The sequence below is a fragment of the Morganella sp. B601 genome, assembly GCF_051172335.1.
Lineage (GTDB): Bacteria > Pseudomonadota > Gammaproteobacteria > Enterobacterales > Enterobacteriaceae > Morganella > Morganella morganii.
The window spans coordinates 252,749-279,375 of sequence record NZ_JBPIZE010000001.1 but is presented as its reverse complement, the minus strand read 5'-3'; the positions used below and the strand labels follow the sequence as shown (position 1 = coordinate 279,375).

At 52.3% G+C, this 26,627-nt stretch carries 23 protein-coding genes; 7 read left to right on the top strand and 16 right to left on the bottom strand.

What is annotated here, in order from left to right; genetic code table 11:
• Window positions 1–3: 3 nt before the first annotated feature.
• The 6 genes from nrdR to queA form a co-directional block, all read right to left on the bottom strand.
• Complete coding sequence (gene nrdR / locus ACSBQN_RS01280; protein ID WP_004236428.1) at window positions 4–453, bottom strand: transcriptional regulator NrdR; 450 nt, start codon at window positions 451–453, stop codon at window positions 4–6.
• Window positions 454–564: 111 nt separating this feature from the next.
• Window positions 565–1,533 carry a protein translocase subunit SecF gene (gene secF / locus ACSBQN_RS01275; RefSeq protein WP_024474576.1) on the bottom strand — a complete coding sequence of 323 codons (969 nt, stop codon included), beginning with the start codon at window positions 1,531–1,533 and terminating at the stop codon, window positions 565–567.
• A 10-nt stretch (window positions 1,534–1,543) separates the two neighbouring features.
• The gene (secD, locus tag ACSBQN_RS01270) at window positions 1,544–3,391 is read right to left on the bottom strand and encodes a protein translocase subunit SecD (protein ID WP_024474575.1); all 1,848 of its coding nucleotides are present in this window, start codon (window positions 3,389–3,391) and stop codon (window positions 1,544–1,546) included.
• Window positions 3,392–3,426: 35 nt separating this feature from the next.
• Window positions 3,427–3,762, bottom strand: a complete 336-nt coding sequence (yajC, locus tag ACSBQN_RS01265; RefSeq protein ID WP_004236424.1) for a preprotein translocase subunit YajC — start codon at window positions 3,760–3,762, stop codon at window positions 3,427–3,429.
• A gap of 101 nt (window positions 3,763–3,863) precedes the next feature.
• A complete protein-coding gene (gene tgt / locus ACSBQN_RS01260; RefSeq protein WP_004240418.1) occupies window positions 3,864–4,988 on the bottom strand; it encodes a tRNA guanosine(34) transglycosylase Tgt in 1,125 nt (374 codons plus the stop codon).
• A gap of 98 nt (window positions 4,989–5,086) precedes the next feature.
• Window positions 5,087–6,163, bottom strand: coding sequence for a tRNA preQ1(34) S-adenosylmethionine ribosyltransferase-isomerase QueA (gene queA, locus ACSBQN_RS01255; protein ID WP_024474574.1), 1,077 nt, complete (start codon window positions 6,161–6,163; stop codon window positions 5,087–5,089).
• 110 nt (window positions 6,164–6,273) lie between these two features.
• Here queA and ACSBQN_RS01250 point away from each other — a divergent pair, with 110 nt between their 5' ends.
• Both ACSBQN_RS01250 and ACSBQN_RS01245 read left to right on the top strand, forming a co-directional pair.
• Entirely contained in the window at window positions 6,274–6,861 is a 588-nt protein-coding gene (locus tag ACSBQN_RS01250; protein ID WP_024474573.1) for an ACP phosphodiesterase, read from the top strand.
• A gap of 204 nt (window positions 6,862–7,065) precedes the next feature.
• Window positions 7,066–7,668, top strand: a complete 603-nt coding sequence (locus tag ACSBQN_RS01245; RefSeq protein ID WP_004240420.1) for a peroxiredoxin C — start codon at window positions 7,066–7,068, stop codon at window positions 7,666–7,668.
• 112 nt (window positions 7,669–7,780) lie between these two features.
• On the opposite strand, the gene brnQ is transcribed toward ACSBQN_RS01245, so the two are convergent.
• From brnQ to phoB, 3 genes are all read right to left on the bottom strand, one after another.
• Window positions 7,781–9,112 carry a branched-chain amino acid transport system II carrier protein gene (gene brnQ, locus ACSBQN_RS01240; protein WP_015422964.1) on the bottom strand — a complete coding sequence of 444 codons (1,332 nt, stop codon included), beginning with the start codon at window positions 9,110–9,112 and terminating at the stop codon, window positions 7,781–7,783.
• Between the two features lie 394 nt (window positions 9,113–9,506).
• The gene (gene phoR / locus ACSBQN_RS01235) at window positions 9,507–10,802 is read right to left on the bottom strand and encodes a phosphate regulon sensor histidine kinase PhoR (protein ID WP_049240347.1); all 1,296 of its coding nucleotides are present in this window, start codon (window positions 10,800–10,802) and stop codon (window positions 9,507–9,509) included.
• A gap of 30 nt (window positions 10,803–10,832) precedes the next feature.
• Window positions 10,833–11,522 carry a phosphate regulon transcriptional regulator PhoB gene (gene phoB, locus ACSBQN_RS01230; protein WP_024474571.1) on the bottom strand — a complete coding sequence of 230 codons (690 nt, stop codon included), beginning with the start codon at window positions 11,520–11,522 and terminating at the stop codon, window positions 10,833–10,835.
• Window positions 11,523–11,801: 279 nt separating this feature from the next.
• Here phoB and sbcD point away from each other — a divergent pair, with 279 nt between their 5' ends.
• The 3 genes from sbcD (at window position 11,802) to ACSBQN_RS01215 (ending at window position 17,575) form a co-directional block, all read left to right on the top strand.
• The gene (sbcD, locus tag ACSBQN_RS01225) at window positions 11,802–13,094 is read left to right on the top strand and encodes an exonuclease subunit SbcD (protein WP_024474570.1); all 1,293 of its coding nucleotides are present in this window, start codon (window positions 11,802–11,804) and stop codon (window positions 13,092–13,094) included.
• Window positions 13,091–16,777: an AAA family ATPase gene (locus ACSBQN_RS01220; protein WP_354633166.1), complete on the top strand. Its 3,687-nt coding sequence runs from the start codon at window positions 13,091–13,093 to the stop codon at window positions 16,775–16,777. The genes sbcD and ACSBQN_RS01220 overlap by 4 nt, the downstream gene beginning before the upstream one ends.
• A gap of 195 nt (window positions 16,778–16,972) precedes the next feature.
• Window positions 16,973–17,575: a nitroreductase family protein gene (locus ACSBQN_RS01215; RefSeq protein ID WP_024474568.1), complete on the top strand. Its 603-nt coding sequence runs from the start codon at window positions 16,973–16,975 to the stop codon at window positions 17,573–17,575.
• A gap of 136 nt (window positions 17,576–17,711) precedes the next feature.
• Here the strand turns inward: ACSBQN_RS01215 and mak are convergent, their stop codons facing one another.
• Window positions 17,712–18,620, bottom strand: a complete 909-nt coding sequence (gene mak, locus ACSBQN_RS01210; protein WP_036408405.1) for a fructokinase — start codon at window positions 18,618–18,620, stop codon at window positions 17,712–17,714.
• Between the two features lie 179 nt (window positions 18,621–18,799).
• On the opposite strand from mak, the gene rdgC reads away from it, so the two are divergent.
• Complete coding sequence (gene rdgC / locus ACSBQN_RS01205; RefSeq protein WP_024474566.1) at window positions 18,800–19,708, top strand: recombination-associated protein RdgC; 909 nt, start codon at window positions 18,800–18,802, stop codon at window positions 19,706–19,708.
• A gap of 50 nt (window positions 19,709–19,758) precedes the next feature.
• Here rdgC and ACSBQN_RS01200 read toward each other — a convergent pair whose 3' ends face one another.
• The gene (locus ACSBQN_RS01200; RefSeq protein ID WP_062771872.1) at window positions 19,759–20,463 is read right to left on the bottom strand and encodes a DAPG hydrolase family protein; all 705 of its coding nucleotides are present in this window, start codon (window positions 20,461–20,463) and stop codon (window positions 19,759–19,761) included.
• A gap of 87 nt (window positions 20,464–20,550) precedes the next feature.
• Between ACSBQN_RS01200 and ACSBQN_RS01195 the strand changes: the two genes are divergently transcribed.
• A complete protein-coding gene (locus ACSBQN_RS01195; RefSeq protein ID WP_024474564.1) occupies window positions 20,551–21,180 on the top strand; it encodes a TetR/AcrR family transcriptional regulator in 630 nt (209 codons plus the stop codon).
• 35 nt (window positions 21,181–21,215) lie between these two features.
• On the opposite strand, the gene yedF is transcribed toward ACSBQN_RS01195, so the two are convergent.
• The 5 genes from yedF to hypB all read right to left on the bottom strand — a co-directional run bounded on the left by yedF (window position 21,216) and on the right by hypB (window position 26,417).
• Window positions 21,216–21,461: a sulfurtransferase-like selenium metabolism protein YedF gene (gene yedF / locus ACSBQN_RS01190; protein ID WP_004236405.1), complete on the bottom strand. Its 246-nt coding sequence runs from the start codon at window positions 21,459–21,461 to the stop codon at window positions 21,216–21,218.
• 10 nt (window positions 21,462–21,471) lie between these two features.
• Complete coding sequence (gene yedE, locus ACSBQN_RS01185) at window positions 21,472–22,683, bottom strand: selenium metabolism membrane protein YedE/FdhT (protein ID WP_024474563.1); 1,212 nt, start codon at window positions 22,681–22,683, stop codon at window positions 21,472–21,474.
• Between the two features lie 529 nt (window positions 22,684–23,212).
• Complete coding sequence (gene hypE, locus ACSBQN_RS01180; protein WP_024474562.1) at window positions 23,213–24,232, bottom strand: hydrogenase expression/formation protein HypE; 1,020 nt, start codon at window positions 24,230–24,232, stop codon at window positions 23,213–23,215.
• Between the two features lies 1 nt (window position 24,233).
• Window positions 24,234–25,364: a hydrogenase formation protein HypD gene (gene hypD / locus ACSBQN_RS01175; protein ID WP_024474561.1), complete on the bottom strand. Its 1,131-nt coding sequence runs from the start codon at window positions 25,362–25,364 to the stop codon at window positions 24,234–24,236.
• 9 nt (window positions 25,365–25,373) lie between these two features.
• A complete protein-coding gene (gene hypB / locus ACSBQN_RS01170; RefSeq protein WP_024474560.1) occupies window positions 25,374–26,417 on the bottom strand; it encodes a hydrogenase nickel incorporation protein HypB in 1,044 nt (347 codons plus the stop codon).
• Window positions 26,418–26,627 lie beyond the last annotated feature (210 nt).

The window sequence follows — 26,627 nt, the reverse complement described above, 5'->3', positions numbered from 1 at the left end:
TGTTCAGTCCTGCAGGCGGGCAATTTCCTCGCCGAATTCACGGATATCCTCAAAACTGCGGTAAACCGAGGCAAAGCGGATATACGCGACTTTATCCAGCTTTTTCAGCTCGCTCATCACCAGTTCGCCGACAAACTTAGCAGAGACTTCCCGCTCGCCGGTAGCCCGTAACTGCGATTTGATGTGACTGAGGGAGGTTTCGATATCATCAGAGCTGACGGGGCGTTTTTCCAGCGCCTTCTGCATACCGCGGCGCAGTTTTTCTTCATCAAACGGTTCGCGGCTGTCATCACTTTTGACCACACGCGGCATCACCAGCTCGGCGACCTCAAACGTGGTAAAACGTTCGTGGCATTCCAGGCACTGGCGGCGGCGGCGGACCTGAGAACCATCACCCACCAGGCGTGAGTCGATGACTTTGGTATCAACGGCGGAGCAAAACGGGCAATGCATAAATTATCCTGCGGGTCAATGAACTGTTGCGGTAGTTTACCCTGTTTATACATAAAAAACACCCTGCATGCATGCACATACAGGGTGTTTTATGTTTTTTCGCGGCAGAAATTACGGCAGGATAGATTCCTGGTCCGCGCCTTCTTTTTCCACTTTCTGCACAATCAGGTGCTCACGCTTCATACCCAGTTTCAGGGCCAGCGCGGACGCCACGTAGATTGAGGAAATCGTACCGATAGACACACCAATCAGCATGACCAGCGAGAAGCCTTTCAGCATTGCACCACCGAAGATATAGAGCATCAGAACCACTAACAGGGTGGTTGCCGATGTCATAATGGTACGGCTTAACGTCTGAGTCAGGGAAACGTTCATGATCTCATACGAGGTACCACGGCGGATTTTGCGGAAGTTCTCACGGATACGGTCAGATACCACGATACTGTCGTTCAGTGAGTAACCGATAACCGACATCAGTGATGCCACAATGGTCAGGTCAATCTCAATATGGAACAGCGACAGTACGCCGAGGGTGATGATAACGTCGTGCGCCAGCGCGATAACCGCACCTAACGCCAGACGCCATTCAAAACGCATCGCCACATAGATCAGGATACAGATTAATGCCGCGATCAGCGCCATTGCGCCGGTCTGAGCCAGTTCCGCACCCACACTCGGGCCGACGAACTCGATACGCTTAACCACCGCACTCTCATCAATGTTTTTGTTGATCACATTGATAACGGTTTTACCCAGTTCCTGACCCGCAGTACCTTCTGCCGGCGGCAGACGTACCATGATGTCACGGCTGCTGCCGAAGTTCTGGATCAGCGGATCTTTAAACCCGGCATCCGAAACGGTATCACGGATTTTATCCAGGTCAGCCGGCTGACTGAAGTTAACTTCAATGACGGTACCGCCGGTGAAGTCCAGACCCCAGTTAAACCCTTTCACGCCGATGATTGCCACAGAGGCAATCAGCAGCAGTGCCGAGATGGTAAATGCCACGTTGTCCCAGCGCATAAAGTCATAGACTCTGCGGCCGTGGTTTAATTGTTCAACAGTATAATCCTGTGCCACAACGTGCTCCTTAAATAGACAGCTTATTAATACGTTTACCGCCATACAGCAGGTTCACGATGGCACGTGTACCGATAATCGCTGTAAACATGGAGGTTGCCACACCAATGGCTGTCGTAATCGCAAACCCTTTAATCGAACCGGTACCGACCGCGTAAAGAATGACAGCGGTAATCAGTGTGGTTAAGTTTGCGTCGATAATACTTGAGAAGGCGCCTTTGTACCCTTCATGGATTGCCTGCTGGACAGAACGCCCGTTGCGCAGTTCCTCTTTGATACGTTCGTTTATCAGAACGTTCGCATCAACCGCAACCGCAAGGGTCAGCACGATCCCCGCAATCCCCGGCATGGTCAGCGTAGCGCCCGGTAACAGCGACATCACCCCGACAATCAGGATAAGGTTCGCCAGTAACGCGCTGCTCGCGATCAGACCGAATTTACGGTAGTAGATCACCATGAACAGAATTGAGGCCATCAGCCCCCACAGACACGCTTCCAGGCCCTGCTCGATATTCTGCAGACCCAGAGTCGGCCCGATGGTCCGCTCTTCCACAATCTGGATTGGTGCAATCAGCGCACCGGCACGCAGCAGCAGTGATAACTGACGTGCTTCATTGGCATTATCAATCCCGGTGATACGGAAGTTCGATCCTAAACGGGACTGGATATTGGCAATGTTGATAACTTCTTCGTTTTTCTCAAGGATTGAGCGGCCTGCGGCATCTTTACGCCCGCTGTCTTTATATTCGACAAACAGGGTCGCCATCGGCTTATACAGGTTATCCTTGGTGAAATCGGACATGGTGTTACCACCGGCGCTGTCGAGCGAGATGCTGACCTGCGGCTGACCGTACTCATCACTCTGTGAAGTGGAGTCAGTAATGTGGTCACCGGTCAGAATCACACGCTTGTACAGGGCGACTTTGCGTCCATCACGGGTGTATTTCACTTCGGTGTCACCCGGGATACGGCCTGCTTCGATAGCGGCAGGGTCAACAGCACCGTTGACCAGGCGGAATTCCAGAGTGGCGGTTGCCCCGAGGATTTCTTTCGCCCGTGCGGTGTCCTGAATACCAGGTAATTCCACCACGATGCGGTCCGCACCCTGGCGCTGCACCAGCGGCTCGGCAACACCGAGCTGGTTAACACGGTTACGCAGGATAGTGATGTTCTGCATGACAGCATAGCTGCGCGCTTCACTTAAGCGCTGGTCGCTCATTACAGCGGTCAGAGTATTATCTGAACCGTCTTTGAAGACTAAATCGCGCAGGCGTTTTGATAACAGCGAGCTGGCTTCGGAACGTGATGCATCATCACGGAAGCGGACTTCCACGCCGTAATCCGCTGATTTGCGGACAGACGCAAACGGAATGCTGTTTTCACGCAGCAGCGAGCGGATACCGTCGAGGTTCTGCTCCTGCAGTTTACCCAGCGCGGTTTCCATATCCACTTCCATCAGGAAGTGAACACCACCACGCAGGTCGAGACCCAGTTTCATCGGCTCACCACCCACGGCAGTCAGCCATTTTGGTGTCGCCGGGGCAAGGTTCAGGGCAACAACATATTGCTCACCTAAGCCTTTCACCAGCTCTTCACGGGCACGTAACTGGATATCAGGATTTGAGAAACGGGCAAGTATCACACCGTTTTCCAGTGCGACCGACTTACTCGCGATCTGATCTTTTTCTAAAATGGTCCGGACCTGATCCAGGGTCTGTTCATTGGCGGCGGTTCCCCGCGCGCCAGTGATTTGAACAGCCGGATCCTCTCCATACAGGTTTGGAAGCGCATAAAGCAAACCGATGAGGATCGCAGCGATCAGCATCAGATACTTCCACAAAGGATAACGGTTTAACACGGCAGTCCCTTCGGGAAAATCATACTACAGGAAGATTACAGCGCCTTCAGTGTACCTTTCGGTAAAACTGCTGCGACGAAATCACGTTTGATGGTTACTTCAGTTGTTTCGTTCAGTTCCAGAACGATGTAGCCGGTGTCAGACACTTTAGCCACACGACCGATCAGACCACCGGTAGTTAACACTTCATCACCTTTGGTGATGGAGTCCATTAATTGCTTGTGTGATTTAGCACGTTTCTGTTGCGGGCGCAGGATCATGAAGTAGAAAATCAGCACGAAAACGACCAGCATAACAATCAGAGACATCGGGCTGCCCTGAGAAGCGGCCGCACCAGTTGATGCTACTGCGTCAGAAATGAAAAAACTCATCAAACTATCCTCTTGTTATTCACATAATTATCAGGCAGATAAACCTGCCGGTGATGTATCGCCTATGTTATACACCACCGGGTGATCCCGTTTCGGGGAAATCACTCACTTAACGGCGGAACGGGTTTCCCGATCCGCTGATAAAATTCAGCGGCAAATGCTTCCAGACGGCCTTCTTCAATTGCCTGCCGGATACCCGCCATCAGACGCTGATAGTAGCGCAGATTATGAATGGTATTTAAGCGCGCGCCAAGGATTTCATTACAGCGATCCAAATGATGCAGATACGCACGCGTATAATTGCGGCAGGTATAGCAGTCACATTCCGCATCCAGCGGCGATGTATCTGATTTATACTTCGCATTACGGATTTTTACCACGCCGTCCGTCACAAACAGATGACCGTTACGGGCATTACGGGTCGGCATCACGCAGTCGAACATATCAATACCGCGGCGCACACCTTCCACCAGATCTTCCGGTTTACCCACGCCCATTAAATAGCGCGGTTTATCTTCCGGGATCTGCGGACAGACATGCTCCAGAATCCGGTGCATATCTTCTTTCGGCTCGCCGACAGCCAGACCGCCAACAGCGTACCCATCAAATCCGATTTCCACCAGTCCTTTCACAGACACATCGCGTAAATCTTCGTAAACACTGCCCTGGATGATACCGAACAGCGCATTCGGGTTACCCAGCTCATCGAAACGGTCACGGCTGCGTTTAGCCCAGCGCAGAGACATTTCCATGGATTTCTTCGCGTAGTCCCAGTCCGCCGGATACGGTGTGCACTCGTCAAAAATCATCACGATATCAGACCCGAGATCGTACTGAATTTCCATCGATTTTTCAGGACTTAAGAAGATTTTTTCACCGTTGATCGGGTTACGGAAATGGACACCTTCTTCTTTGATTTTGCGCATTGCGCCCAGGCTGAACACCTGGAAACCGCCGGAGTCAGTCAGAATCGGGCCTTTCCACTGCATAAAGTCATGCAGATCGCCGTGCAGTTTCATAATTTCCTGACCGGGACGCAGCCACAGATGGAACGTGTTGCCTAATAAGATTTGCGCACCGGTCTCTTTCACTTCTTCCGGTGTCATTCCTTTCACTGTGCCATAAGTCCCCACCGGCATAAATGCAGGGGTTTCAACAACGCCACGATCAAAAATTAAGCGACCACGGCGCGCACGGCCGTCTGTCGTCTGCAGTTCATATTTCACAAAACCTCCGGCATCAGAAAAACAGTCTGATGATGTTTAATTAGCGGCAGTCAGTCAGCAGTCGCTGAAATCTGCCGGATCAATAATTCTGTAGTATATCAGTCGTCGTGACCAACTTTTTCAAATTTCGCCTGCGGGTTGCGGGTAATAAACATCGCATCCCCGTAGCTGAAGAAACGGTAACGTTCACGCACCGCCGCTTCATACGCCTGCATGGTGTGCTGATAACCGGCAAAAGCGGAAACCAGCATAATCAGCGTGGATTCCGGCAGATGGAAATTGGTGATCAGCGCATCCACCACCTGATACTCATATCCCGGATAAATAAAGATTTGGGTATCATCAAAAAATGGCGCTATCAGTGCATCCTGTGCCGCTTTCGCCGCACTTTCCAGGGAGCGCACGGATGTTGTGCCGACCGCAACCACTTTATTACCCCGTGCTTTACACGCCAGCACGGCATCAACCACATTCTGCGGCACTTCCGCATATTCGGAGTGCATGATGTGATCTTCGATGTTATCCACGCGCACCGGCTGGAAAGTCCCCGCCCCGACATGCAGGGTGACAAAGGCCATTTCCACGCCCTTTTCGCGCAGTGCCGCCAGCAGCGGCTCATCAAAGTGCAGCCCGGCAGTCGGTGCGGCCACCGCACCGGGGCGGTCATTATACACGGTCTGGTATAACTCGCGATCTGACTCTTCATCAGGGCGGTCAATATAAGGCGGCAGCGGCATATGACCAATCTGATTCAGAATGGTCAGCACATCGCGCTCATCATCAAAACGGATTTCAAACAGCGCATCGTGACGCGCCACCATGGTGGCTTTCACGCTCTCATCTTCGCCCAGCAGCAGCTCCGCACCCTCTTTCGGTGCTTTCGATGCGCGGACATGCGCCAGTACACGGTGCTCATCCAGCATCCGCTCCACCAGCACTTCAATCTTTCCGCCGGAGGCTTTGCGGCCGAACATTCTGGCGGGGATCACGCGGGTATCATTAAATACCAGCAAATCTCCGGGATTGAGTTTATTCAGCACATCGGTGAAGATACCGTGGTTCAGTTCACCACTGATACCATCAAGCGATAACAGACGACACTTGCTCCGCTCCGCCTGCGGGTAGCGGGCAATCAGTTCGTCCGGCAGTTCAAAAGTAAAATCGGCAACACGCATGAGATTCTCGGTTTCATCTCAAAAAGAAAAACAGGCGCAATAGTCTAGTGCCCCGGTAAGCAGGGCGCAAGAAATAACCCGCCGACGGCGGAATAAAAGGCTGCGGTATTATGAATTTTCTCGCACATCTCCACCTTGCCTCACTGGCAAACAGCAGTTTTCTCGGCAATCTGATGGCCGATTTTGTCCGCGGTGCTCCGGAACAACAGTACAGCGCACCGGTCGCGGCGGGGATCCGGCTGCACCGGCGTATTGATACACTGACCGATTCACACCCGCTGGTACGGGAAGCCCGTCAGCTGTTCCGCCCGGAATACCGCCGCTACGCGCCGATCACGCTGGATGTGGTCTGGGATCATTTTCTTTCCCTGCACTGGTCTCAGTTTGAACCGAAAACGTCGCTGACCGATTTCACACAACACGTCCGCACAGTGATTGAGCCACAACTGGCGTTTACACCGGTAAAATTTCAGGAACTGAATGAATTTATGTGGCCGCAGCGCTGGTTAATCCGTTATCAGGAGATCCCCTATATCGGACAGGTGCTGGCGGGAATGGCAAAACGACGTCCGAAACTTGCCGCACTCAGAGAGACAAATCAGGATTTTACCTATAATTATCAGTCTCTTGAAAATATCTTCTTCCGCTTCTATCCGCAGATGATGGACAGCGTGACAACGCCGTTTACAGGTCAGTAACGGTTTTTACGTTCATTCACACAATTAGCACTTGAACTTTACTCAAATAACTCTATCTTATTCGGGTAGCAGATAGAATAATGAACTATTGATAGGTAAAACCTATTATATTAATCGGTATTATGATCTTTAATACCATCCCCGGATTCTTTATTCTGTCTGTTGTGTATTGCCATACTCTATATAATCTTACAGGAGTAAATTATGGTTCTGGTAACCCGTCAAGCCCCCGATTTTACAGCTGCAGCCGTTATGGGTAACGGTGAAATTGTTGATAACTTCAATCTGAAAAAACACCTGAACGGCCGTCCGGCTGTTATCTTCTTCTGGCCGATGGACTTCACTTTCGTCTGCCCTTCTGAGCTGATCGCATTCGATCACCGCTATGAAGAATTCAAAAAACGCGGTGTGGAAGTGATTGGTGTGTCTATGGACTCTGAGTTTGTTCATAACGCATGGCGTAACACTGCTATCGACGATGGCGGTATCGGTCCGGTTCAGTATCCGATGATTGCGGATATCAAACATGACATCATGCGAGCTTACGGTGTTGAATTTCCGGAAGCCGGTGTTGCTCTGCGCGGTTCTTTCCTGGTGGACAAAAACGGTGTTGTTCGTCATCAGGTCGTCAACGACCTGCCGCTGGGCCGTAACGTAGACGAAATGCTGCGTATGGTTGACGCACTGCAATTCCACGAAGAGCACGGCGATGTATGCCCTGCACAGTGGGAAAAAGGTCAGGAAGGTATGAATGCATCTCCGAAAGGCGTTGCTGACTTCCTGAAAAAGAACTCCGGCAAACTGTAAGTTCCGGCAGTTAACAGATACAAAAACCAGCCTGCGGGCTGGTTTTTTTGTGCCTGAATCACGGACAAAAAAATACCCTGTACATGACAGGGTATTTTTATAATCCGGACTATCAGGCGTGTTTGTGATTCACTTCCGGCTCAGCGCCCATCAGGCGATCAACCACGATAGAAACCACCAGCACAGCCAGCGACGGCGCAAGCCATGCCAGGTCATATTTGAAGAACGGCAGTGACTCAATCCATGACGGCATATAAGGGCCGAACATTTTAGTGGCTTTCAGAGCACCCATCGTCCCGAGGATCAGGCTGACCAGCATTGCCGGCGCAACCACCCGTCCCGGTTTTTTCCAGAAACGCAGTGTGAAACTCAGCAGGATCAGCACAATACACGGCGGATAAATGGATACCAGCACCGGAATGGAGAATGCAATCAGCTTGCTCAGCCCCAGGTTGGAGATCACCATGGAGAACGCACCGAGGATCCACACCAGAGTACGGTAAGAAATCGGCAGATAACGGCTGAAGAATTCCGCACAGGCGCAGGTCAGGCCGATCGCCGTTACCATACAGGCAACAAAAATCAGTACCGCCAGGAAGAAGCTGCCGTAGTTACCGAAGGTATACTGGACATACTCATGCAGAATTTCCGCGCCATCAGCAGGGTTCGGGATAATCGACCCGCTGTTTTCCCCTAATTTGAACAGTGCCAGATAAACCAGTGTCAGCAGCACACCGGCAATCAGCCCGGCCCACATGGTATAGCGGGTCAGCAGTGAGGAGTTTTCCACTCCGCGCGAACGGGCGGCATTAACAATGACAATCCCGAAGACCATTGCACCAAGGGTATCCATGGTCAGATAACCATTAATAAACCCGTTGGAGAATGCCATTTCTTTATACTCCGGCGTTGCCATAATAGCATCACCGGCCGGCCACATTACCGCAGCCACCCCGAGGATAGCCAGAGCCAGCATTTTAACCGGTGCCAGCACATGGCCGACGCTGTCCAGCAATTTCCCCGGATACAGGGAAATACCGATCACACAGGCAAAGTAGATCACGCTGTAAATCAGCAGAGAAATATCAGATTCCCCGCCAACCAGCGGCGCAATCCCGATTTTATAAGAAACGGTGGCTGTACGCGGCGTGGCAAACAGCGGCCCGACGGACAGATAGGCCACAACAGCCAGCAGCAGCCCGGCGTATTTACCGACTGGTGTACTGAGTGCCTCAATACCGCCGCCGACTTTTGCCAGTGCGATCACGGTCAGAACCGGTAAACCAACGCCGGTGATCAGGAACCCGGCTGCCGCCGTCCAGACCATTTCGCCGGCCTGAAGGCCGACCATTGGGGGAAATATAATATTTCCCGCCCCGACAAACAGCGCGAAGGTCATAAAACCTAAGGCTAAAATATCTCGTGAAGTTAAACGATGCGCCATATTATTTTTGTCTGTTACTGTTAATTTAATGTGAAATATTCAATAAAAATATCGGAAATAAAAATCCAACTCCCTGATCTGTCACCGACGCTATCTCCTGCTGTTTTAACAATCTGTTAGCACTACGTTATTCATATTAAGTTAATAACTATAGTGATTATATTTAAAAAACAGTGATATTTGCCAATAACTCACTACAAGTAAAACTTTTATAGCGCAGAAAGGCAATAGTCAAAGCAAAAACCAGAACTATATACCGAAGTCTATTTCCAAAGCAGCGATTGCTGTTATGTAAGCTTCAATAAACACTATATGATTTGTTTATATTTTAATCAGGCATTTTAAATCTGCTGAAATTAGCAGCGATTAAATAAAGAAAGCGGCAAAAGCCGCTTTAATGAGAAGATTTAGCGATAAGCCGCGCAGGAATGGTAAAACTGAACTCCGTTCCCTGCCCGGGTTTGCTGGTAATATCCAGATGGGTGTGGTGATGCTGTAAAGCGTGTTTCACTATCGCCAGCCCCAGACCGGAGCCGCCGGTCTGCCGCGAGCGGGATTTATCCACACGGTAAAAACGCTCCGTCAGGCGGGACAGATGTTCCGCCGGAATGCCCGGACCGTTATCTTTCACACTGAACACCGCGTTACCGTTACGCAGCGCCCAGCTGACCTCAATCAGGGTGTTTTCCGGCGTGTGATTCACTGCGTTATACACCAGGTTCGACATGGCGCTGCGCAGTTCTTCCTCATCCCCGAAAATCTTCAGTTTGTCATCCACCGCAAAGCGGATGTCATGGTTGCCCCGGCTGAGCGTCACGGCTTCCTGCTGAAGCATTATCAGCATCCCCGGCACATCCACGACCTGATCCAGCCCGCTTTTAACAGCCACTTCAATTTTTGAGAGCTGCAAAAGCTGTTTAACCATGCCGTCCATACGGCGGGTCTGCTCCTGCATGGTCAGAATCGCTTTTTTATTCATCGGATTATCAAAATCCTGATCCGCGAGCATTTCCAGATAGCCCTGCAAAACCGTCAGCGGCGTGCGCAGTTCATGACTGACATTGGCAAAGAAATCACGCCGCGAGTTTTCAAGACGGCGCTTTTCCGTCACATCGCGGGCAACCATCAGTAATTGCCCTTCTGAATACGGCATGATGCGCAATTCCATCATGCTGCCGTTATTCAGTTCCAGCGTCAGCGGCAGGGTATAATCGCCTGCGGTCAGATAACGGCTGAAATCCGGGTAACGCAGAAGGTTAAAGATATGCTGCCCGTTATCATCCGGCCAGCGAAAACCAAGAAGGTGCTGGGCATGTTTGTTACACCAGAAAATATTGCCGTCTTCTGTCATCATCACCACCGCATCCGGCAGGGATTCTGCCCCGCTGCGAAAGCGTTTGATCAGGGTGGCGAGTTCGCGGCGGCGCTTGCGGTTACGCTGCTGAAGCTGGTAGATACCGTAAAAAATCGGCTCCCAGCTGCTGCGGCCCGGCGGCGGCAGCATACTGCGGTCCAGCCACAGCCAGTCAGACAGTTTCAGTAAGTTATAGCTGTGCCAGACAGCAGCGGCAAACAGGGCACCGGCAAGAAACCAGCCGGTATAGCCGAAAAAAAGTGACAAAAAGAGTGCCGGCAGGCAGAAAACCAGTAATTCCAGTACAATTTTTTTCCACGAAAGACGCTCAAGCACGCGCGATCCTCTTGCGGTTTAACATTATTATCAGTAACGGACAGAGAAGCGGTAACCCGTTCCCCGGACTGTCTGTATCATTTTATCGTGTCCGTCCGCTTCCAGCGCTTTGCGCAGGCGGCGGATATGCACATCCACCGTACGGTCCTCAACATAGACGTTCTCGCCCCAGACATAGTTGAGCAGCTGTTCACGGCTGTAAACCCGCTCCGGATGAGTCATAAAGAAGTGCAGCAGTTTGAATTCGGTCGGCCCCATTTCCAGCGGATTCTCATTACTGGTTACGCGGTGGGATGCCGGGTCGAGTGTCAGGCCGTTCATGGCGATAAGATCATCTGCCACCATCGGGGAGATGCGCCGCAGAATCGCTTTAACACGGGCCACTAACTCTTTCGGTGAGAAGGGTTTGGTCAGATAATCATCCGCGCCGGTTTCCAGACCTTTGACACGGTCTTCCTCTTCACCGCGCGCCGTCAGCATCATCACCGGAATTTCCCGCAGCTGACTGTCCCGTTTCATATGTTTGATAACCTGAATACCGGAACCGCCCGGGATCATCCAGTCCAGCAGGACAAGATCAGGGAAAGGCTCCACCAGCCGGGCAATGGCCGCATCATAATCATCGGCCTCGATAGGCTGATAGCCATTCTGCTCCAGTACAAAACAGACCATTTCACGGATAGGTGCTTCATCTTCAACGACTAAAATTCGTCTTGCCATGGCGTTCCCTGTTTACCGTTAATTTCATTTCATCAGACAGTGCCGCGATTATGCGTCACTTTTGTGACAGATTTATGAATATCAGCCGATACCTCAGCCTGCACCGCAAAGATAATGTCATTAAACTGACATACTACACACAAAATGCGTGTCAGATCGTAATATACTGGATATTCATCCAATATTTATTTTTACCGCCTGATTTCCGTTATACTCTGTTTTCAGTAAACCGCCTAACGCAATGCGCATTCAGTTCGCCCGGCAGGAATAACCGTATATATGAAAATCATTCACACATCAGACTGGCATCTCGGACAATATTTTTACACTAAAAACCGGTTACAGGAACATCTGCAGTTTTCAGACTGGCTGATAAACCTGATAAAAGAACAGCAGGCAGATGCCCTGATTGTCGCCGGAGATGTGTTTGATACCGCCTCCCCGCCGAGTTACGCCCGTGAGTTGTATAACCGTTTTGTTGCACAACTGCAACAGACCGGCTGTCATCTGATTGTGCTTGCCGGTAATCATGATGCCGTTGCCACACTGAATGAATCCCGCGAACTGATGGCCTGCCTGAATGCGGATGTGATTGCCCGGCCGGATCCGGCGCGGGATCTGATCGTGCTTTATAATAAGCAGAATAAGCCCGGCGCGATTGTCTGTGCTGTGCCGTTTCTGCGGCCGCGCGATATTCTGGAAAGTCAGGCCGGACAATCCGAAGCAGAGAAACAACTGGCGCTGCTGACCGCCATACAGACACATTATCAGTCCCTTTATGACAGAGCGGTGGCAAAACGGAGTGAACTGGGCGCGGAAGTTCCGATCATTATGACAGGTCACCTGACAACAGTCGGAGCCAAAACCTCAGAATCTGTCCGTGATATTTATATCGGCACACTGGATGCCTTCCCGGCCGGTGCGTTTCCGCCTGCGGACTACATTGCCCTCGGGCATATTCACCGCGCACAGTCCATCGGTGACAGCGGCACCATCCGTTACAGCGGTTCCCCCGTCCCGCTCAGTTTTGATGAATCCGGCCAGGAAAAAAGTGTTTTTCTGCTCACACTGGATAACAACAGCATTACGGCGATTGATACGGTGCCGGTTCCCTGTTTTCAGCCGATGGTCTGCCTGAAAGGCGATCTGGATGCCATCAGTCAGGCGCTTGAACAGTTTTCGCCCCGTGATGAACATACACAGCCGGTCTGGCTGGACATCGAAATCGCCGGGCGGGATTACCTGCCGGATATTCAGAAACGCATTCAGGCACTGACAGAGCCGCTGGCCGCAGAAGTGATCCTGCTGCGGCGTGAGCGCAGGCAGATAACCGCAGACAACAGCGAAGCCCTGCGTGAAACCCTGAATGAGCTGACTCCGGACGATGTTTTTGCCCGGCGTCTGGCACTCAGTGATACCGAAGAAGAGGATATTCCGCGTCTCACCACCCTTTTCCGCCGCGTTTGTGAGCAAATTCGTGACCGGACAGAGAGTGACAGCAGTGAAACCAGTACCGGTATCAGCAGAAAAAACAATACCCGTACAGACAGCCGGAAAGGAAAAAGTGAATGAAGATCCTGACATTACGGTTTAAAAATATCAATTCACTGCAGGGCGAATGGAAAATTGATTTTACGGCAGAACCCTTTGCCGGAAACGGACTGTTTGCCATCACCGGCCCGACCGGCGCCGGAAAAACCACGTTACTCGATGCCATCTGTCTCGCGCTCTACCATGAAACTCCGCGCGTAAAAACATCCGCATCCCAGAATGATGTGATGACCCGCCATACAGCGGAATGTCTGGCCGAAGTGGAATTTTCCGTCAAAGGAAAAGCATACCGCGCGTTCTGGAGCCAGCGGCGCGCCAGAGATAAAGCCGACGGTAATCTTCAGCCGCCGAAAGCCGAACTGGCTGAGTGCGCCACCGGAAAAATCCTCTCTGACAAACTGACTCAGGTCAGGGAGAGCATTATTGAGATCACAGGCCTGGATTTTGCCCGTTTTACCCGTTCTGTGCTGTTATCACAGGGGAATTTTGCTGCCTTTCTGAATGCCGATGATAATGAACGGGCAGATTTGCTGGAAGAACTGACCGGCACGGAAATTTACCGGCTGATTTCCCGCCAGGTTTATGAAGACTACAAAGCCGCGCAACAGGCGTTGTCTCTGCTGGAAGCGCAGACCGGCGCTATCCGGCTGATGACAGATGATGAACGGCTCGTGTGCCAGGCTGAACTGACCACACTGCAGACAGACGAGCAGGCTCAGCTTATCCGCCAGACACAGTTACAGACCGCACTGCAATGGTGGCAGCACCGCGACACACTGAATACAGAAACAGAACAGCGGCAACAGCAGCATGCCGCTGTTATGCAGCAGATACAGGATGCCCGGCCGCAAATTGACCGCCTTGCCCGCGCCAAACCTGCGGAAAAACTGCGTCCGGCCAGAGAGGCGGAGCAGAACAGTGTCGCCTTAAGTACACAGCTGACCGCCCGCATGCAGGAACTGGCACAAACAACAGAGAGTACCACCCGCTCGCTGCAGCCGCTGAGCAGTCAGTGTGAGGAGCAGCAACAGTTACTCACCGGGCTGAAACAGCAGTATCAGCAACTGGAAACACTGGCAGAGAACGAAATCAGGCCGCTGGATAACCGGCTGCAGTTGCTCAACAGCCAGTCTGATGCACTGAAACAGCAATATCAGGCACAGTTGCAGGAACAACAGGCACTGCAAAACCAGTCAGCACAACTTCAGCAACAACTGGCGCAAACCCGTGACAGTTATGCGCGCAGCACACAATTCAGACAGGAAAATGTGCAGAAAGCACAACTTCCGTCAGCAATTGCTCAGTGGCGGCATGAGCTGCACACCCGGCAGGAATACCGGACTCAGATTTTTGCACTGACAGAACAGCAGCAGGCGGGGGAGGTTCAGCAACAGTCACTGACCGCAGCACACACAGAAATGACAGATAAACTGGCTGTCCGCAATCAGTCTGTTCTGCCGCTGAAAACAGAACTGACCGCCTTACAGACCACATTACAGCAGGCACGGCAGACTAAACCGGATCCGCAGTTAACCACACAACTGCAACAGACCGGTGAAAAGCTCGGATTACTGCAAAAGCTGGCATCTCTGGCACCGGAAATCACCCTGCTGACCCGTAACAGGGAAAATCTTCTGCAACAACAGCATGCCTCTCAGGAAGAAATTAAAACGCTGACAGACTGGATTGCACATCAGGAACCGGTTCTGACCGACCAGCAGACACATCTGCGTGACCTGACAGCCCGTTATCAGCTGGAGCAAACCATTGTCCGGCTGGAGTCGGAGCGTCAGCGTTTACAGGCCGGAGAGCCCTGTCCTTTGTGCGGTAGTACCGATCATCCGTCGGTCACAGACTATCAGCAGGTAGCACCGGATGAAACCGCACAGCGTCTGGAAGCACTGACACACACTATCAGAGAGGCGGAAAAAACACTGGCAGCGAAACAATCTCAGCTGACTTTCACCCGCACACAATACGAAAAACTGAGCAGTACGCTGCAGGAAACCGGAGAGACCCTCGCGGCCCATACCGCACAATGGCAGAAAATCTGTCTTGAGGGTGAATTTGACTCCCTGACAGATTCCCCGGCATCACTGAATGACATCACTCAGCACTATGACGGGATGTATCAGCAGCAACAGCAGGCTCAGGAAGCCCGCCGCGCCCTGGAAACTCAGGTATTAACACTGCAAAACCGGTTACAGACGGAAGAGGCGGAGTGTGAACGGCTGTCACAGGCATTACAGCGCAACAGTCAGGAACAGCAGTTCCTGACACAGCAGCAGAGTGAACGGGCAGCCCGGCTGACACAGCTTCACCAGCAACAACAAACACTGGAAACCTCGCTGACACAAACAGTAACCGCCTTTGGTTACACTATTCCTTCACCGGCAGAAACCACTGAGTGGCTGGCGCAGCGTCAGCAGGAAAGTGATCAGTTCGCCGCAAATGAACAACTGATACAGCAAAATGCACAGCAACTCGCGGAACTGACCACACAGCAGCAAAATCTGGAGGCTCAGCAGGCAAAACTGACCACACAACTGGCAGAACAGTCCGCCGCACTGGCTGCACTGCAACAACAGCACAAAGCCGTCACGGAACAACGCCGGGCGCTGTTCGGTGATAAAAATATCAGCACAGAATTACAGAAACTGCTTCATCAGCAGCAGGAAACGGAAAGCCGCCTGAAAACTCTGACACAGCAGCGCGACAGCCTGCAACAAAACCTCGCCGGACTCCGGGGGGAAGAAAAACGGCTGCAGCAGCAGATTCTGGATGTGCAGGAACAACACAGCCGAAATCAGCAGATTTTTCAGCAGCAACTGGCAGAAAGCCCGTTTACCGGTGAGGCTGATTTCCTCGCCGCCCTGCTCAGTGAAGAGGAACATCAGCAGCTACAGACGCTGGAAACCGCACTTAACCAGGCTCAGCTGAAAGCCGCCACCAGTCTCGGGGATGCCAAAGCCGCGCTGGATCAGCATCTTTCGGCACAACCGGAGCCGTTCCGTGAACAGTCCCGGCAACAGCTGACAGAATTACATACCGCCGCCGCACAGCAACTGCGGGAACTGAGCAGCCGTCAGGGGGAACTGCGCGGACGGCTGACGGCGGATGACAATCTGCGGGTACAGCAGCGTGATTTACTGGATCAGATCACCCGGCATCAGCAGGATGTCACCGACCGCAGCCGCCTCAACATGCTGATAGGCTCTGCCGATGGTGCCAAATTCAGCCGCTTTGCTCAGGGACTGACGCTGGATTATCTGATCCACCTGGCGAACCGGCGGCTGGAGAAACTGCATGGCCGCTATGTGTTGCAGCGCAAAACGGCAGACAGCCTGGAGCTGCAAATCACCGATACCTGGCAGGCAGACACTCAGCGTGATACCAAAACCCTCTCCGGCGGGGAAACGTTCCTGGTCAGTCTGGCGCTCGCACTGGCCTTATCTGATCTCGTCAGTCATAAGACACAGATTGAATCTCTGTTCCTCGATGAAGGCTTCGGCACGCTGGATCAGGAGACTCTCGATATCGCGCTGGATGCACTCGATAACCTGAATGCCACCGGGAAAACTATCGGCGTTATCAGCCATATTGAAGCCATGAAAGAACGTATCGCGGTACAGATCTCTGTCAGAAAAATGAACGGACTCGGGATCAGTAAATTGTCGCCGGAATATCGTGTTACAGCGGCGTGATATTTTCACGCCGTCAGCACACAATGATTAATTCAATGATATTTATTGAAAATTTTTCTGTTGGCCGAATTTTTTGAAACATAAGGTTAAATATTTTCGGTATGTTTTTTGATTCATTGCTTATATGCTGTTCATCATGAACTGAAGAGAGCGCGGAAACCGGTTTTTCCGACAAAAAATTTAACGGAGAGTAACATGTCTAATTCATTTATCGAGTTAATTAAAAAACGCAGAACAATTTACAGCCTTGGTAATAATCTGCCTGTTTCTCAGGATCGTATCGCCGCGCTCATCAAAGAAGCCGTGAAACACAGCCCGACTGCGTTTAACTCACAATCATCCCGCGTCGTGGTACTGTTTGGTGAGAACCACAAAAAACTGTGGAATATCGTGAAAGATACACTGCGCGCCATTGTTCCGGCAGACGCATTTGCCGCGACCGAAGGTAAAATTGATAATGCCTTCCTGTCCGGTGCCGGTACTGTGCTGTTCTTTGAAGACCAGTCCGTTGTCAAAGGCTTACAGGAACAATTCGCACTGTATGCGGATAACTTCCCGATCTGGTCTGAACAGGCCAGCGGTATCGCACAGTTTGCCGTCTGGACTGCACTGTCCGAAGAGAATATCGGCGCATCCCTGCAGCACTACAACCCGGTGATTGATGAGCAGGTCAGCAAAGCCTGGAATATCCCGGCTGACTGGAAACTGCGCGCACAGTTAGTGTTCGGTTCCATTGAACAGGAAGCCGGCGAAAAAGCCTTTATGGATGATGAAAGCCGCTTCAGAATCTTCAACTAATCTTCCGGACTCCGCCGCGTATTAAACGCAACTGTTCCCGGACGCATCAGGCGCTTTACCTGTCATAAAGCGCCGCAATTACCTTCTGTTATCGTGTTAAAATATGCCTTTGCCCGCCCTGTGCGGGCTTTTTTTATCAGGCTTTCGGCCACAACCAGGCCGCACCACGGACACCACTGGAGTCGCCGTGCACCGCTTTGCGGATCGGTGTATCGCACTCACCGCCGAAAACACGGGAGCGCATCAATGCCGGTACTGTCTGATACAGGCGATCGACGTTACTCATCCCGCCGCCCAGCACAATCACATCCGGGTCCAGCATATTCACGACCTGGCCGAGCGCTTTTGCCAGCCGCTGCTCATAATTTACCATCACCTGTTCAGCCGGTAAGTCACCCTGTGACAAACGACGTATGATCTCCGCACCTTTGCAGACCTCACCGGTCAGCGCGGTATAATCAGCCATGAAACCAGTGCCGGAGATAAACAATTCGGTACAGCCCTGTTTGCCGCAATAGCAATCCGCCATTCCTTTAAACAGCCGGTCGGCTTCATCCTGCCACGGCAGCGGGTTATGTCCCCACTCCCCGGCCACACCGTTACCACCGCTGTGAACCTGTCCGTTCAGGGCAATTCCCGCACCGCAGCCGGTACCGATAATCACTGCGAAAACGACCGGAAACCCGGCGCCTGCACCATCAACCGCTTCGGAGACCGCCAGGCAATTGGCATCATTTGCCACCCGCACTTCCCGTTGCAGTAATGCACTGAGATCCGTATCAAACGGCTGACCGTTAAGCCAGACCGAGTTGGCATTTTTTACCCGTCCGGTGACAGGCGACAGTGTTCCCGGGATCCCCACTCCGACAGTGCCGGTCTCTCCGGTGGCGGTTTCCGCATCGTGAACCAGCCCGGCAATCGCCTGTAATGTTTGCTGATAGTCAAAACGCGGCGTATCCGTCCGTTTACGGAATAATTCCTGCCCCTCATTACTGAGTGCGATCACTTCAATTTTGGTGCCGCCCAAATCAATACCGATCCGCATACTGTCCCCTTCTGCTGTGGATTTACGCTCTGTCTTTCATGCTTCTGATAATGCAGGGCAGCGGCCTGACAATCAAGTTTCCGCGCGAAGGCATTAGAGCAACGCGGTAAGATCCGCTATCATAGCGGAATGAAATTCTCACCGCGCAATGACCGCGCATCATAAAACAGGACTGTCCGATGTGGTTTAAAAATATACTCGTTTACCGCCTTAGCTCGCCGTTTCCGCTGTCTGCCGATGAGCTGGAAAAACAGCTGGAACACATGGCATTCACGCCGTGCGGCAGTCAGGATATGATGAAAACCGGCTGGGTTTCGCCGATGGGCTCCCGGGGTGATGCGCTGACTCACGCTGCCGGTAAACAGATCCTTATCTGTGCCAAAAAAGAAGAAAAAATGCTGCCATCGCCGGTGATTAAACAGGAATTACAGGCGAAAATTGAAAAGCTGGAACATGAGCAGCACCGCAAACTGAAGAAAACGGAAAAAGATTCCCTGAAAGATGAAGTGGTTCACGCACTGCTGCCGCGTGCTTTCAGCCGTTTCAGCCAGACCGCCATCTGGATTGATGCGGAACGCGGCCTGATTATCGTCGATGCGGCCAGCGCCAAACGGGCGGAAGATAACCTCGCCCTGCTGCGTAAAACACTCGGCTCTCTGCCGGTGATCCCGCTGACCACCAAAGATCCGATTGAACTGACGCTGACCGAATGGGTGCGCTCCGGTGATTTACCAGCCGGTTTTGCCCTGATGGATGAAGCTGAACTGAAAGCCATTCTGGAAGACGGTGGCGTGATCCGCTGTAAGAAACAGGATCTGGTATCAGACGAAATCGCCACCTGCATTGAAGCCGGAAAATGTGTCACTAAACTGGCACTGGACTGGGAAGAACGTATTCAGTTCCTGATGTCTGATGACGGCTCCTTTAAACGCCTGAAATACAGTGATGATTTAAAAGACAAAAATGAAGATATCGACCGCGAGGATTTTGCTCAGCGGTTTGATGCTGATTTTGTCCTGATGACCGGCGAACTGAGTGCGCTGATCAGCAATACCATTGCCGCCCTCGGCGGTGAAGCGGAACACTGAAAACAAGATCTGCGGGAAGCCCGGTAACAGGCTCCCGCGGATACCCGCTGTTATGCCCACGGCAGCGGCGCTTTTTCATCATTACCGTGCTCGCCGTAATAGAGCGACGGCAGAAAACGGGACAAGTAAGTAAACTCGTTATAGCAGTGCTTCATCAGCCCGAAACCAATCTCATCCGGCAGTTCCGTCAGCGGATCCGCCAGTGACGCTCCGAGTAAAAACCGGCTGCGCAGCACACATCCGAACTCTGTATCATAAGTTATATGCAGCATTTTTCCGTCGATCGGGTAACCCAGCGTATCGGTTTTCACATCATCCCCGAACCCGATATGGGCGCAAACAGCACCGGAAATCTGATGAGTCTGCCGCGCGGCGGCCAGTTTATCCGCATCAAAGAAATCCTGTGCATCGTTGAATTTCAGTGTCGCGCCGACCGGCGGGATCGACCCGAGAGACTCAACCGCGCGGATTGTCGCCCCGATATAATTTTCCCCTTTTTTCCAGACGGAATCCCAGCCGTGATGTGCCACATGATCATGCGGGTGCCACCAGCGGATATGCTGCGTGGTTTCAAAAAACGTGAACCACCACTCCAGCATCCGCCCTTTACAACCGTGCAGGTCGGTTCTGACAGACACCGTCAGCAGCCCTTCTTCGCTGCGTTCCAGGCCCATTTCCATCCACAGTGGTTCAGGAGATAATAACTGGTTAATATCATCCGGTGCCCGGGGTAAATTTTGTTTTTTCGCTGACATGACGTATACTCCATAATTAGGAAACGAAATTCATTTCCTAATTAATATTGTCCCGTAACGGGCATTTGTCAATTGAGGATCGCACGTATGGCTAATAATGAACCAGCCACAGAATCCCGCGGACGTGGCCGTCCGGTTGTTCCGGAAGAAGAACTGATTGCAAAAATCCGCGAGGCATCACTTAGCCTTTTGTTATCACAGGGATATTCCTCGATGACGATGGATGCAGTGGCAAAACAGGCGGGTGTCTCCAAAAAGACGTTGTACCGGTTTGCTGATAACCGGGAAGATCTGGCGGAGCAGATAGTGCGCGGCTGGACGGATTCCTTTGTGCCGCTGTTTATGCAGGATGCAAAGACTAAAGATGAATTTTATCAGCTGCTTGAAAACAACCTGACCATCATGAGCCACAAGGTGCTCAGTGCTGAGGCGGCGGGATTATTTTGTCTGCTGAGCAGTGAGTTTCCCGGCCGGGAGTTATTGCTGATCCGCTATCAGGCCGGCGGTATTGAGCGCGGACGTGCGCTGCTGACAGAATGGTTGTCCCGTCATCAGGGGTTTCTGTCTCTGCCGGATACAGCACAAACCAGTGATTTGCTGTTATCGATGGTAATGGCAGAACCACTGCGCCAGATTGCTCTGAAACTGGCACCACCGGCACCGGATTACCCGGTACAGGCACGGATCCGTGCTGCAGTGGCATTACTGAAACGATGACGGACACCGGCGGATAACCGGTGCCCGGAACCGCATTATTTCTGTATCAGATAGCGGATTGTCGGCCCGTCCTGCTGGATGGATAACACGGTATATCCGTGGTTTTTGGCATCCAGCGGGATATTGTTGATGGATTGCGGGCAGTCACTCACCACTTCCAGGATCTCCCCGGGTTTCAGTGACGGCATGGCTTCAAGGGTCGCCACTGCCGGATACGGGCATGGCTCACCAACCATATCCAGCCGGTAATCCGGCACAATTGCAGTATTTTCGGTATTCATGGTGTGCTCCTCAGTGTGCGGCAGCGGCGACAGCGTCAGCCTGGTTTTTCCGGCGGAAGAAGCGTTTCTCCCACATCAGTAACAGGATAAAGGCAAAGGCGAGTAATCCGTAAGTAACCAGCAGACCACCGGCCGGGCCGAAGGTATCCAGCAGGTTGACTTTGTCGTAGTCAGTCGCCAGCCACGGTGCCACGGAATCCCAGTAATAGGCCAGGATCGTCGCGCCGATAATATTGCCCAGACCGACCCACCAGAAATGCACCTGACCTTCCACGGCACGGTACATCCAGCCGGTTTCACAACCACCTGCCAGCACAATACCGAAGCCGAACAACAACCCGCCAATCACAGCGTTAGGACCGGCCCAGAAGATTTTCGGCTCTGCGCCCAGTTGCACATAGCTGTAGATGCCGATGGCACTGACCGCCATACCAAGGATAATCGCTTTCGCCATCTGGGTACGCCCGGTGATCCAGACATCACGGAATGCGGAGGTAAAGCAGATTTGCGCCCGCTCAATCAGCAGACCAAACCCGATACCAAACAGCATCGCCATGCCGAGTTTCGGGGATTTGAACAGCGTGAACAGAGACCAGGTGACACACAGCAGGAAGATCAGCATACCGAGACGAAAACGGCGTTTCGCCCGCTGCAAATCCTGTGTCAGCGGTGAGGCTTTGCTGACTTTTTGCAGTTTGACCGGAATGCGGAACATCGGCAGCAGTGTGAATTTCGCGCCGAAGTAAGAGCCTGCGGCGGTTGCCAGTGCAAAGAACCAGGCATGCAGAGAGAATTGCGGGATACCGGTAAAGAAGGCCGCCAGGTTACACCCCATTGCAAGACGTGCCCCGAAACCGGCGATAATGCCGCCGATAACGGCCTGCCAGATACGGATTTTGTGTTGCGGAAGGCGGATTTTGACGTTGTTAGCCCATAAGGCAGCGGCGATACAACCGGCAAACATGCCGATAATCATCATGCCGTCGATACGATCCAGGGGCGAGCCCTGCAAACCGATCACCTTAAAATACCCCCAGTTTTCCGGATGAGCGCCGAACAGTTGCAGAATGTGTCCGCCCCAGCGCGTAAACTCTCCGGTGACCGCCCAGAATGTGCCTGTTAATCCGAAGTAGTATGCGGATAAGATGCCGGCGGCGATCACTGCGGGCAACGGCTGCCAGAACCTGACAAGATACGTTGATTTAAATGTAGACCAGTTCATTTTTTTACCAAAAAAATCCCGACAGCGTCGGGAATCGATGTCGGAGTACGTGTGTACCAGTAGGATCTTTATATGTGATCCACCGGAGAATCATACTCCTGTATAAGATAATTCGCTTATTAATATTTTTAAAAATACTGGCATGTCCCCGGCGCTTTATGCTTTCTTTTTTTTACCGGTCAGGTCTTCTGAATACTCACTGTGTGCCGAAAAGAATAAAACATCAAACCATCTTCTTTCAGATTCGGGCAGCGGGATAACCGGCAAAGCGGAAAGACGCTGACACATCCTTGTTCGCTCGGATCGCGCCATCCCTGGCGCTTGACGCTTTCCTTTTTTTGCCGGTTAACCCCTCATGTACTTCAACTCTGTTAAAAACAGAAAACAGAAAAATCAATCTGCTAAATCATCCGGTTTGTGGCAAGGCGGCGAAGTGAGGATATCCCCGGGAGCATACACCAGTATGTGACCGGGGTAGCCGAACGAAGCCAACACAGCCACAGGCCGGAGGATGACGCAGATTCGCAGATCAGCAGATGCGGGGCAGCGGCTCGTTATACGGAAGATCCAGCAGCCTGGTCGCGCCGAAAATCCCCTGCACTTTCACCTGTTTTGCCTCTGTTACCTGCCCGATAGTACAGGCGTCCTGTCCCAGCGGGCTGTTACGGAGGGCCGCCAGCACGGCGTCTTCGGCTTCCGGAGCTGTAACAATCACGACCTTACCTTCATTGGCAAAATTGAGTGCCTCCAGTCCCAGCAGCTCGCACACACCACGTACTGCGGTTTTCAGCGGCAGTTTCTGTTCTTCGATATTCATACCGCACTGCGAAGCATCGGCAAATTCATGCAGGATAGCGGTGACACCGCCGCGGGTGGCATCACGGACAGCTCTGATGCCGTCAATCGCCCGCAAAGGTGCAAGCATCGGCTCAAGAACCGCACAGTCACTGCGCAGATCAGCATCCAGCCCGAGGTTCTCGCGCAGATTGAGGATCGCCGCACCGTGATCACCCAGTGTGCCGCTGACAATAATTTTATCCCCCGGACGGCATTGTGCTGCTGCCCAATTCAGCTGATGCGGGATCACGCCGATTCCGGCGGTATTGATAAACACTTTGTCTGCCGCACCGCGCGGCACCACTTTGGTGTCACCGGTCACAATCTGAATACCATTGGCTTTTGCGGCTTCCGCCATGCTGCTGACCAGCTGAGAGAGAATGTCAAACGACAACCCCTCCTCAAGGATAAATCCGCAGGAGAGGTAGCGCGGGATTGCGCCACCGACAGACAGATCATTCGCTGTGCCGCACACGGCCAGTTTGCCGATATTGCCGCCGGGAAAAATAATCGGATCAATGACATAGCTGTCGGTGCTGAACGCCAGACGATCACCGGCGGCCTGTAATTCCGCCAGTGGTATTCGTGCCTGATCTTCTTTTTCATTCAGATACGGATTGGAAAATGCCTGCAAAAACAGGGAGTCAATCAGTTGCTGCATCCCCTGTCCGCCGTTGCCCTGGGCCAGGGTGATTTCAGTAATAGGTTTCATGTTATTCTCCGCGCCGGTACTGATAATAAGCTGCGCATGCCCCTTCAGAGGAGACCATCAGTGCACCGAGCGCCGTTTCCGGAGTGCATGCGTTGCCGAACAGCGGACAGTCCGCCGGTTTGCAGCGGCCTGTTAATACATCCCCGCAACGCGCCTGCGGGTTATCGGCAACAGACTGCGGCTGTGGCCGGAAGCGGCGTTCAGCATCAAATTCATGGTAAGCCGGTGTCAGCTGAATACCGGAGTCCGCGATATTGCCGAGCCCGCGCCATTCACTGCTGGCTTTCAGTTCAAAGACTTCCGCCAGCGCTTTCTGTGCCAGCAGGTTGCCCTGCTCCGGTACAATGCGGCTGTACTGATTTTCCACCACCATCGGCGCATGTTTGTCCTGCGCCTGTTTTTTCAGCTGGCGGACAACCATCAGAATAGCCGTCAGCAGATCCAGCGGCTCAAAGCCGGTCACCACAAACGGTTTGGAAAATTCATCACACAGCGGCTGATACGGCGTGCAGCCAATCACCATACTGACGTGCCCCGGTGCGATAAAGCCGTCGATAAACACATCTTTTTGTTCCAGGAGTGTGCGCAGGGTCGGGATAATGGTGATGTGCTGACAAAAAACGGTGAAGTTTTTCAGTCCGGTTTTTTTCGCCAGTTGTAAGGTGGCCGCCGTGCCCGGCATGGTGGTTTCAAAACCGAGCCCGAAGAAAACAACCTCTTTATCCGGATTATCACGGGCAATAGTCAGCGCATCCAGCGGGGAATAGACAATGCGGATGTCGCTGCCGTGACGGCGGGCATCCAGCAGTGAGCCGCCGCGTCCGGGTACGCGCATGGCATCCCCGAAAGTGCAGAAAATCACGCCCGGACGGGCCGCGATTTCCAGACAGGCATCAATACGCCCCATCGGCAGCACACAGACCGGGCAACCCGGTCCGTGAACAAATTCCACTGAATCAGGCAGCAGTTTATCCAGCCCGAATTTAAAGATGGCGTGAGTATGGCCGCCGCACACTTCCATAATCTGCAAAGGCTGTTTCAGCGGATGCGGCCACGACACCATCTCTTCCCGGATCTGTGCCAGCAGTTTTTCTGCCAGAGCAGGATCACGGAACTCATCAACAAAACGCATAAAAATCCCTTATTCCGCCGCACCACGCTGCTGATTCACCTTGCTCAGGCGCTCCTGTAACCAGGCAACCCATTCATCCATTCCTTCACCGGTAGTGGCTGACAGAACAATGACATCGATGTCAGGATTCACACGGCGTGCCGCATTCACACAGGCTTCAATATTGACATTCACATACGGCAGCAGGTCGATTTTGTTAATCAGCATCAGGTCTGCGGCAGCAAACATATGCGGATATTTCAGTGGTTTATCTTCCCCTTCTGTCACTGACAGAATGGCCACCTTATGCTGTTCACCCAGATCAAAGCCGGCCGGGCAGACCAGGTTACCGACGTTTTCGATAAATAACAGGCTGTTATCTTTCAGTCCGAGGTGATGCATAGCGTCATGCACCATCTGCGCATCCAGGTGACACCCTTTGCCGGTATTGACCTGAATCGCCGGTACGCCGGTTGCGCGGATCCGTTCAGCATCATTGGTGGTTTGCTGATCGCCTTCAATCACGGCACAAGGGACTTTGTCTTTCAGGTAATTGAGTGTGCGGGTCAGTAATGTGGTTTTGCCGGAGCCGGGACTGGATACCAGGTTCAGCGCCAGAATGCCCTGCTCCTGTAAATGTTCGCGGTTATGGACGGCGATTTGGTTGTTTTTATCCAGCACCCCCATCTCAATCTGTACCATCCGTTTCTGGGTCAGGCCCGGCGCGTGTGTGCCCGCTTCGCCCATCCCGTAATGCATATTGTCTTTATCAATTACCGGTTCAAAGGCCGCTGCGTGGTCATGGTCGTGTTCATGATCATGTGAATGATGATGTTCGTGCTCATGAGAATGGCTGTGCTCATGACTGTGTCCGTGAGCATGCTCTTCACCGGCTTCACGTCCGTCATAATAATAATGATTCACATCGCCGTTATGATGATAGTGGTGGTGATGAATGATGACGGGGCGGGAATGGTTGTCATGTTCATGATGATGGTGATCATGGCCGTGGTGGTCGTGGCTGTGACCTTCAATCTGCACGTTTCCTTCGCTGCAACCGCATGTGCTGCACATAATCCTGACTCCTGCTCGATTTATTGGCTCCGGCGCGGCATTGTGGTCAGACTCGTGACAGGTGCGGAGCATCTGATCACGCTGTGTCGGGCAGTCAACATAAATAAAATATTACACATAAAAGCCGGTAAACCATTACCGGCTTTTATGTATCCGTTATTAATTATATTAGTAGCAAATCTGCGGAGTGCCCGCTTTGACTTTGCGCAG

What these genes read in the sequence shown, in the direction of transcription:
- nrdR (WP_004236428.1), bottom strand. Translation starts at nt 453, where the DNA reads ATGCATTGCCCGTTTTGCTCCGCCGTTGATACCAAAGTCATCGACTCA.
- yajC (WP_004236424.1), bottom strand. Translation starts at nt 3,762, where the DNA reads ATGAGTTTTTTCATTTCTGACGCAGTAGCATCAACTGGTGCGGCCGCT.
- queA (WP_024474574.1), bottom strand. Translation starts at nt 6,163, where the DNA reads ATGCGTGTTGCCGATTTTACTTTTGAACTGCCGGACGAACTGATTGCC.
- ACSBQN_RS01250 (WP_024474573.1), top strand. Translation starts at nt 6,274, where the DNA reads ATGAATTTTCTCGCACATCTCCACCTTGCCTCACTGGCAAACAGCAGT.
- ACSBQN_RS01245 (WP_004240420.1), top strand. Translation starts at nt 7,066, where the DNA reads ATGGTTCTGGTAACCCGTCAAGCCCCCGATTTTACAGCTGCAGCCGTT.
- brnQ (WP_015422964.1), bottom strand. Translation starts at nt 9,112, where the DNA reads ATGGCGCATCGTTTAACTTCACGAGATATTTTAGCCTTAGGTTTTATG.
- phoB (WP_024474571.1), bottom strand. Translation starts at nt 11,522, where the DNA reads ATGGCAAGACGAATTTTAGTCGTTGAAGATGAAGCACCTATCCGTGAA.
- sbcD (WP_024474570.1), top strand. Translation starts at nt 11,802, where the DNA reads ATGAAAATCATTCACACATCAGACTGGCATCTCGGACAATATTTTTAC.
- ACSBQN_RS01220 (WP_354633166.1), top strand. Translation starts at nt 13,091, where the DNA reads ATGAAGATCCTGACATTACGGTTTAAAAATATCAATTCACTGCAGGGC.
- ACSBQN_RS01215 (WP_024474568.1), top strand. Translation starts at nt 16,973, where the DNA reads ATGTCTAATTCATTTATCGAGTTAATTAAAAAACGCAGAACAATTTAC.
- mak (WP_036408405.1), bottom strand. Translation starts at nt 18,620, where the DNA reads ATGCGGATCGGTATTGATTTGGGCGGCACCAAAATTGAAGTGATCGCA.
- rdgC (WP_024474566.1), top strand. Translation starts at nt 18,800, where the DNA reads ATGTGGTTTAAAAATATACTCGTTTACCGCCTTAGCTCGCCGTTTCCG.
- ACSBQN_RS01200 (WP_062771872.1), bottom strand. Translation starts at nt 20,463, where the DNA reads ATGTCAGCGAAAAAACAAAATTTACCCCGGGCACCGGATGATATTAAC.
- ACSBQN_RS01195 (WP_024474564.1), top strand. Translation starts at nt 20,551, where the DNA reads ATGGCTAATAATGAACCAGCCACAGAATCCCGCGGACGTGGCCGTCCG.
- yedF (WP_004236405.1), bottom strand. Translation starts at nt 21,461, where the DNA reads ATGAATACCGAAAATACTGCAATTGTGCCGGATTACCGGCTGGATATG.
- yedE (WP_024474563.1), bottom strand. Translation starts at nt 22,683, where the DNA reads ATGAACTGGTCTACATTTAAATCAACGTATCTTGTCAGGTTCTGGCAG.
- hypE (WP_024474562.1), bottom strand. Translation starts at nt 24,232, where the DNA reads ATGAAACCTATTACTGAAATCACCCTGGCCCAGGGCAACGGCGGACAG.
- hypD (WP_024474561.1), bottom strand. Translation starts at nt 25,364, where the DNA reads ATGCGTTTTGTTGATGAGTTCCGTGATCCTGCTCTGGCAGAAAAACTG.
- hypB (WP_024474560.1), bottom strand. Translation starts at nt 26,417, where the DNA reads ATGTGCAGCACATGCGGTTGCAGCGAAGGAAACGTGCAGATTGAAGGT.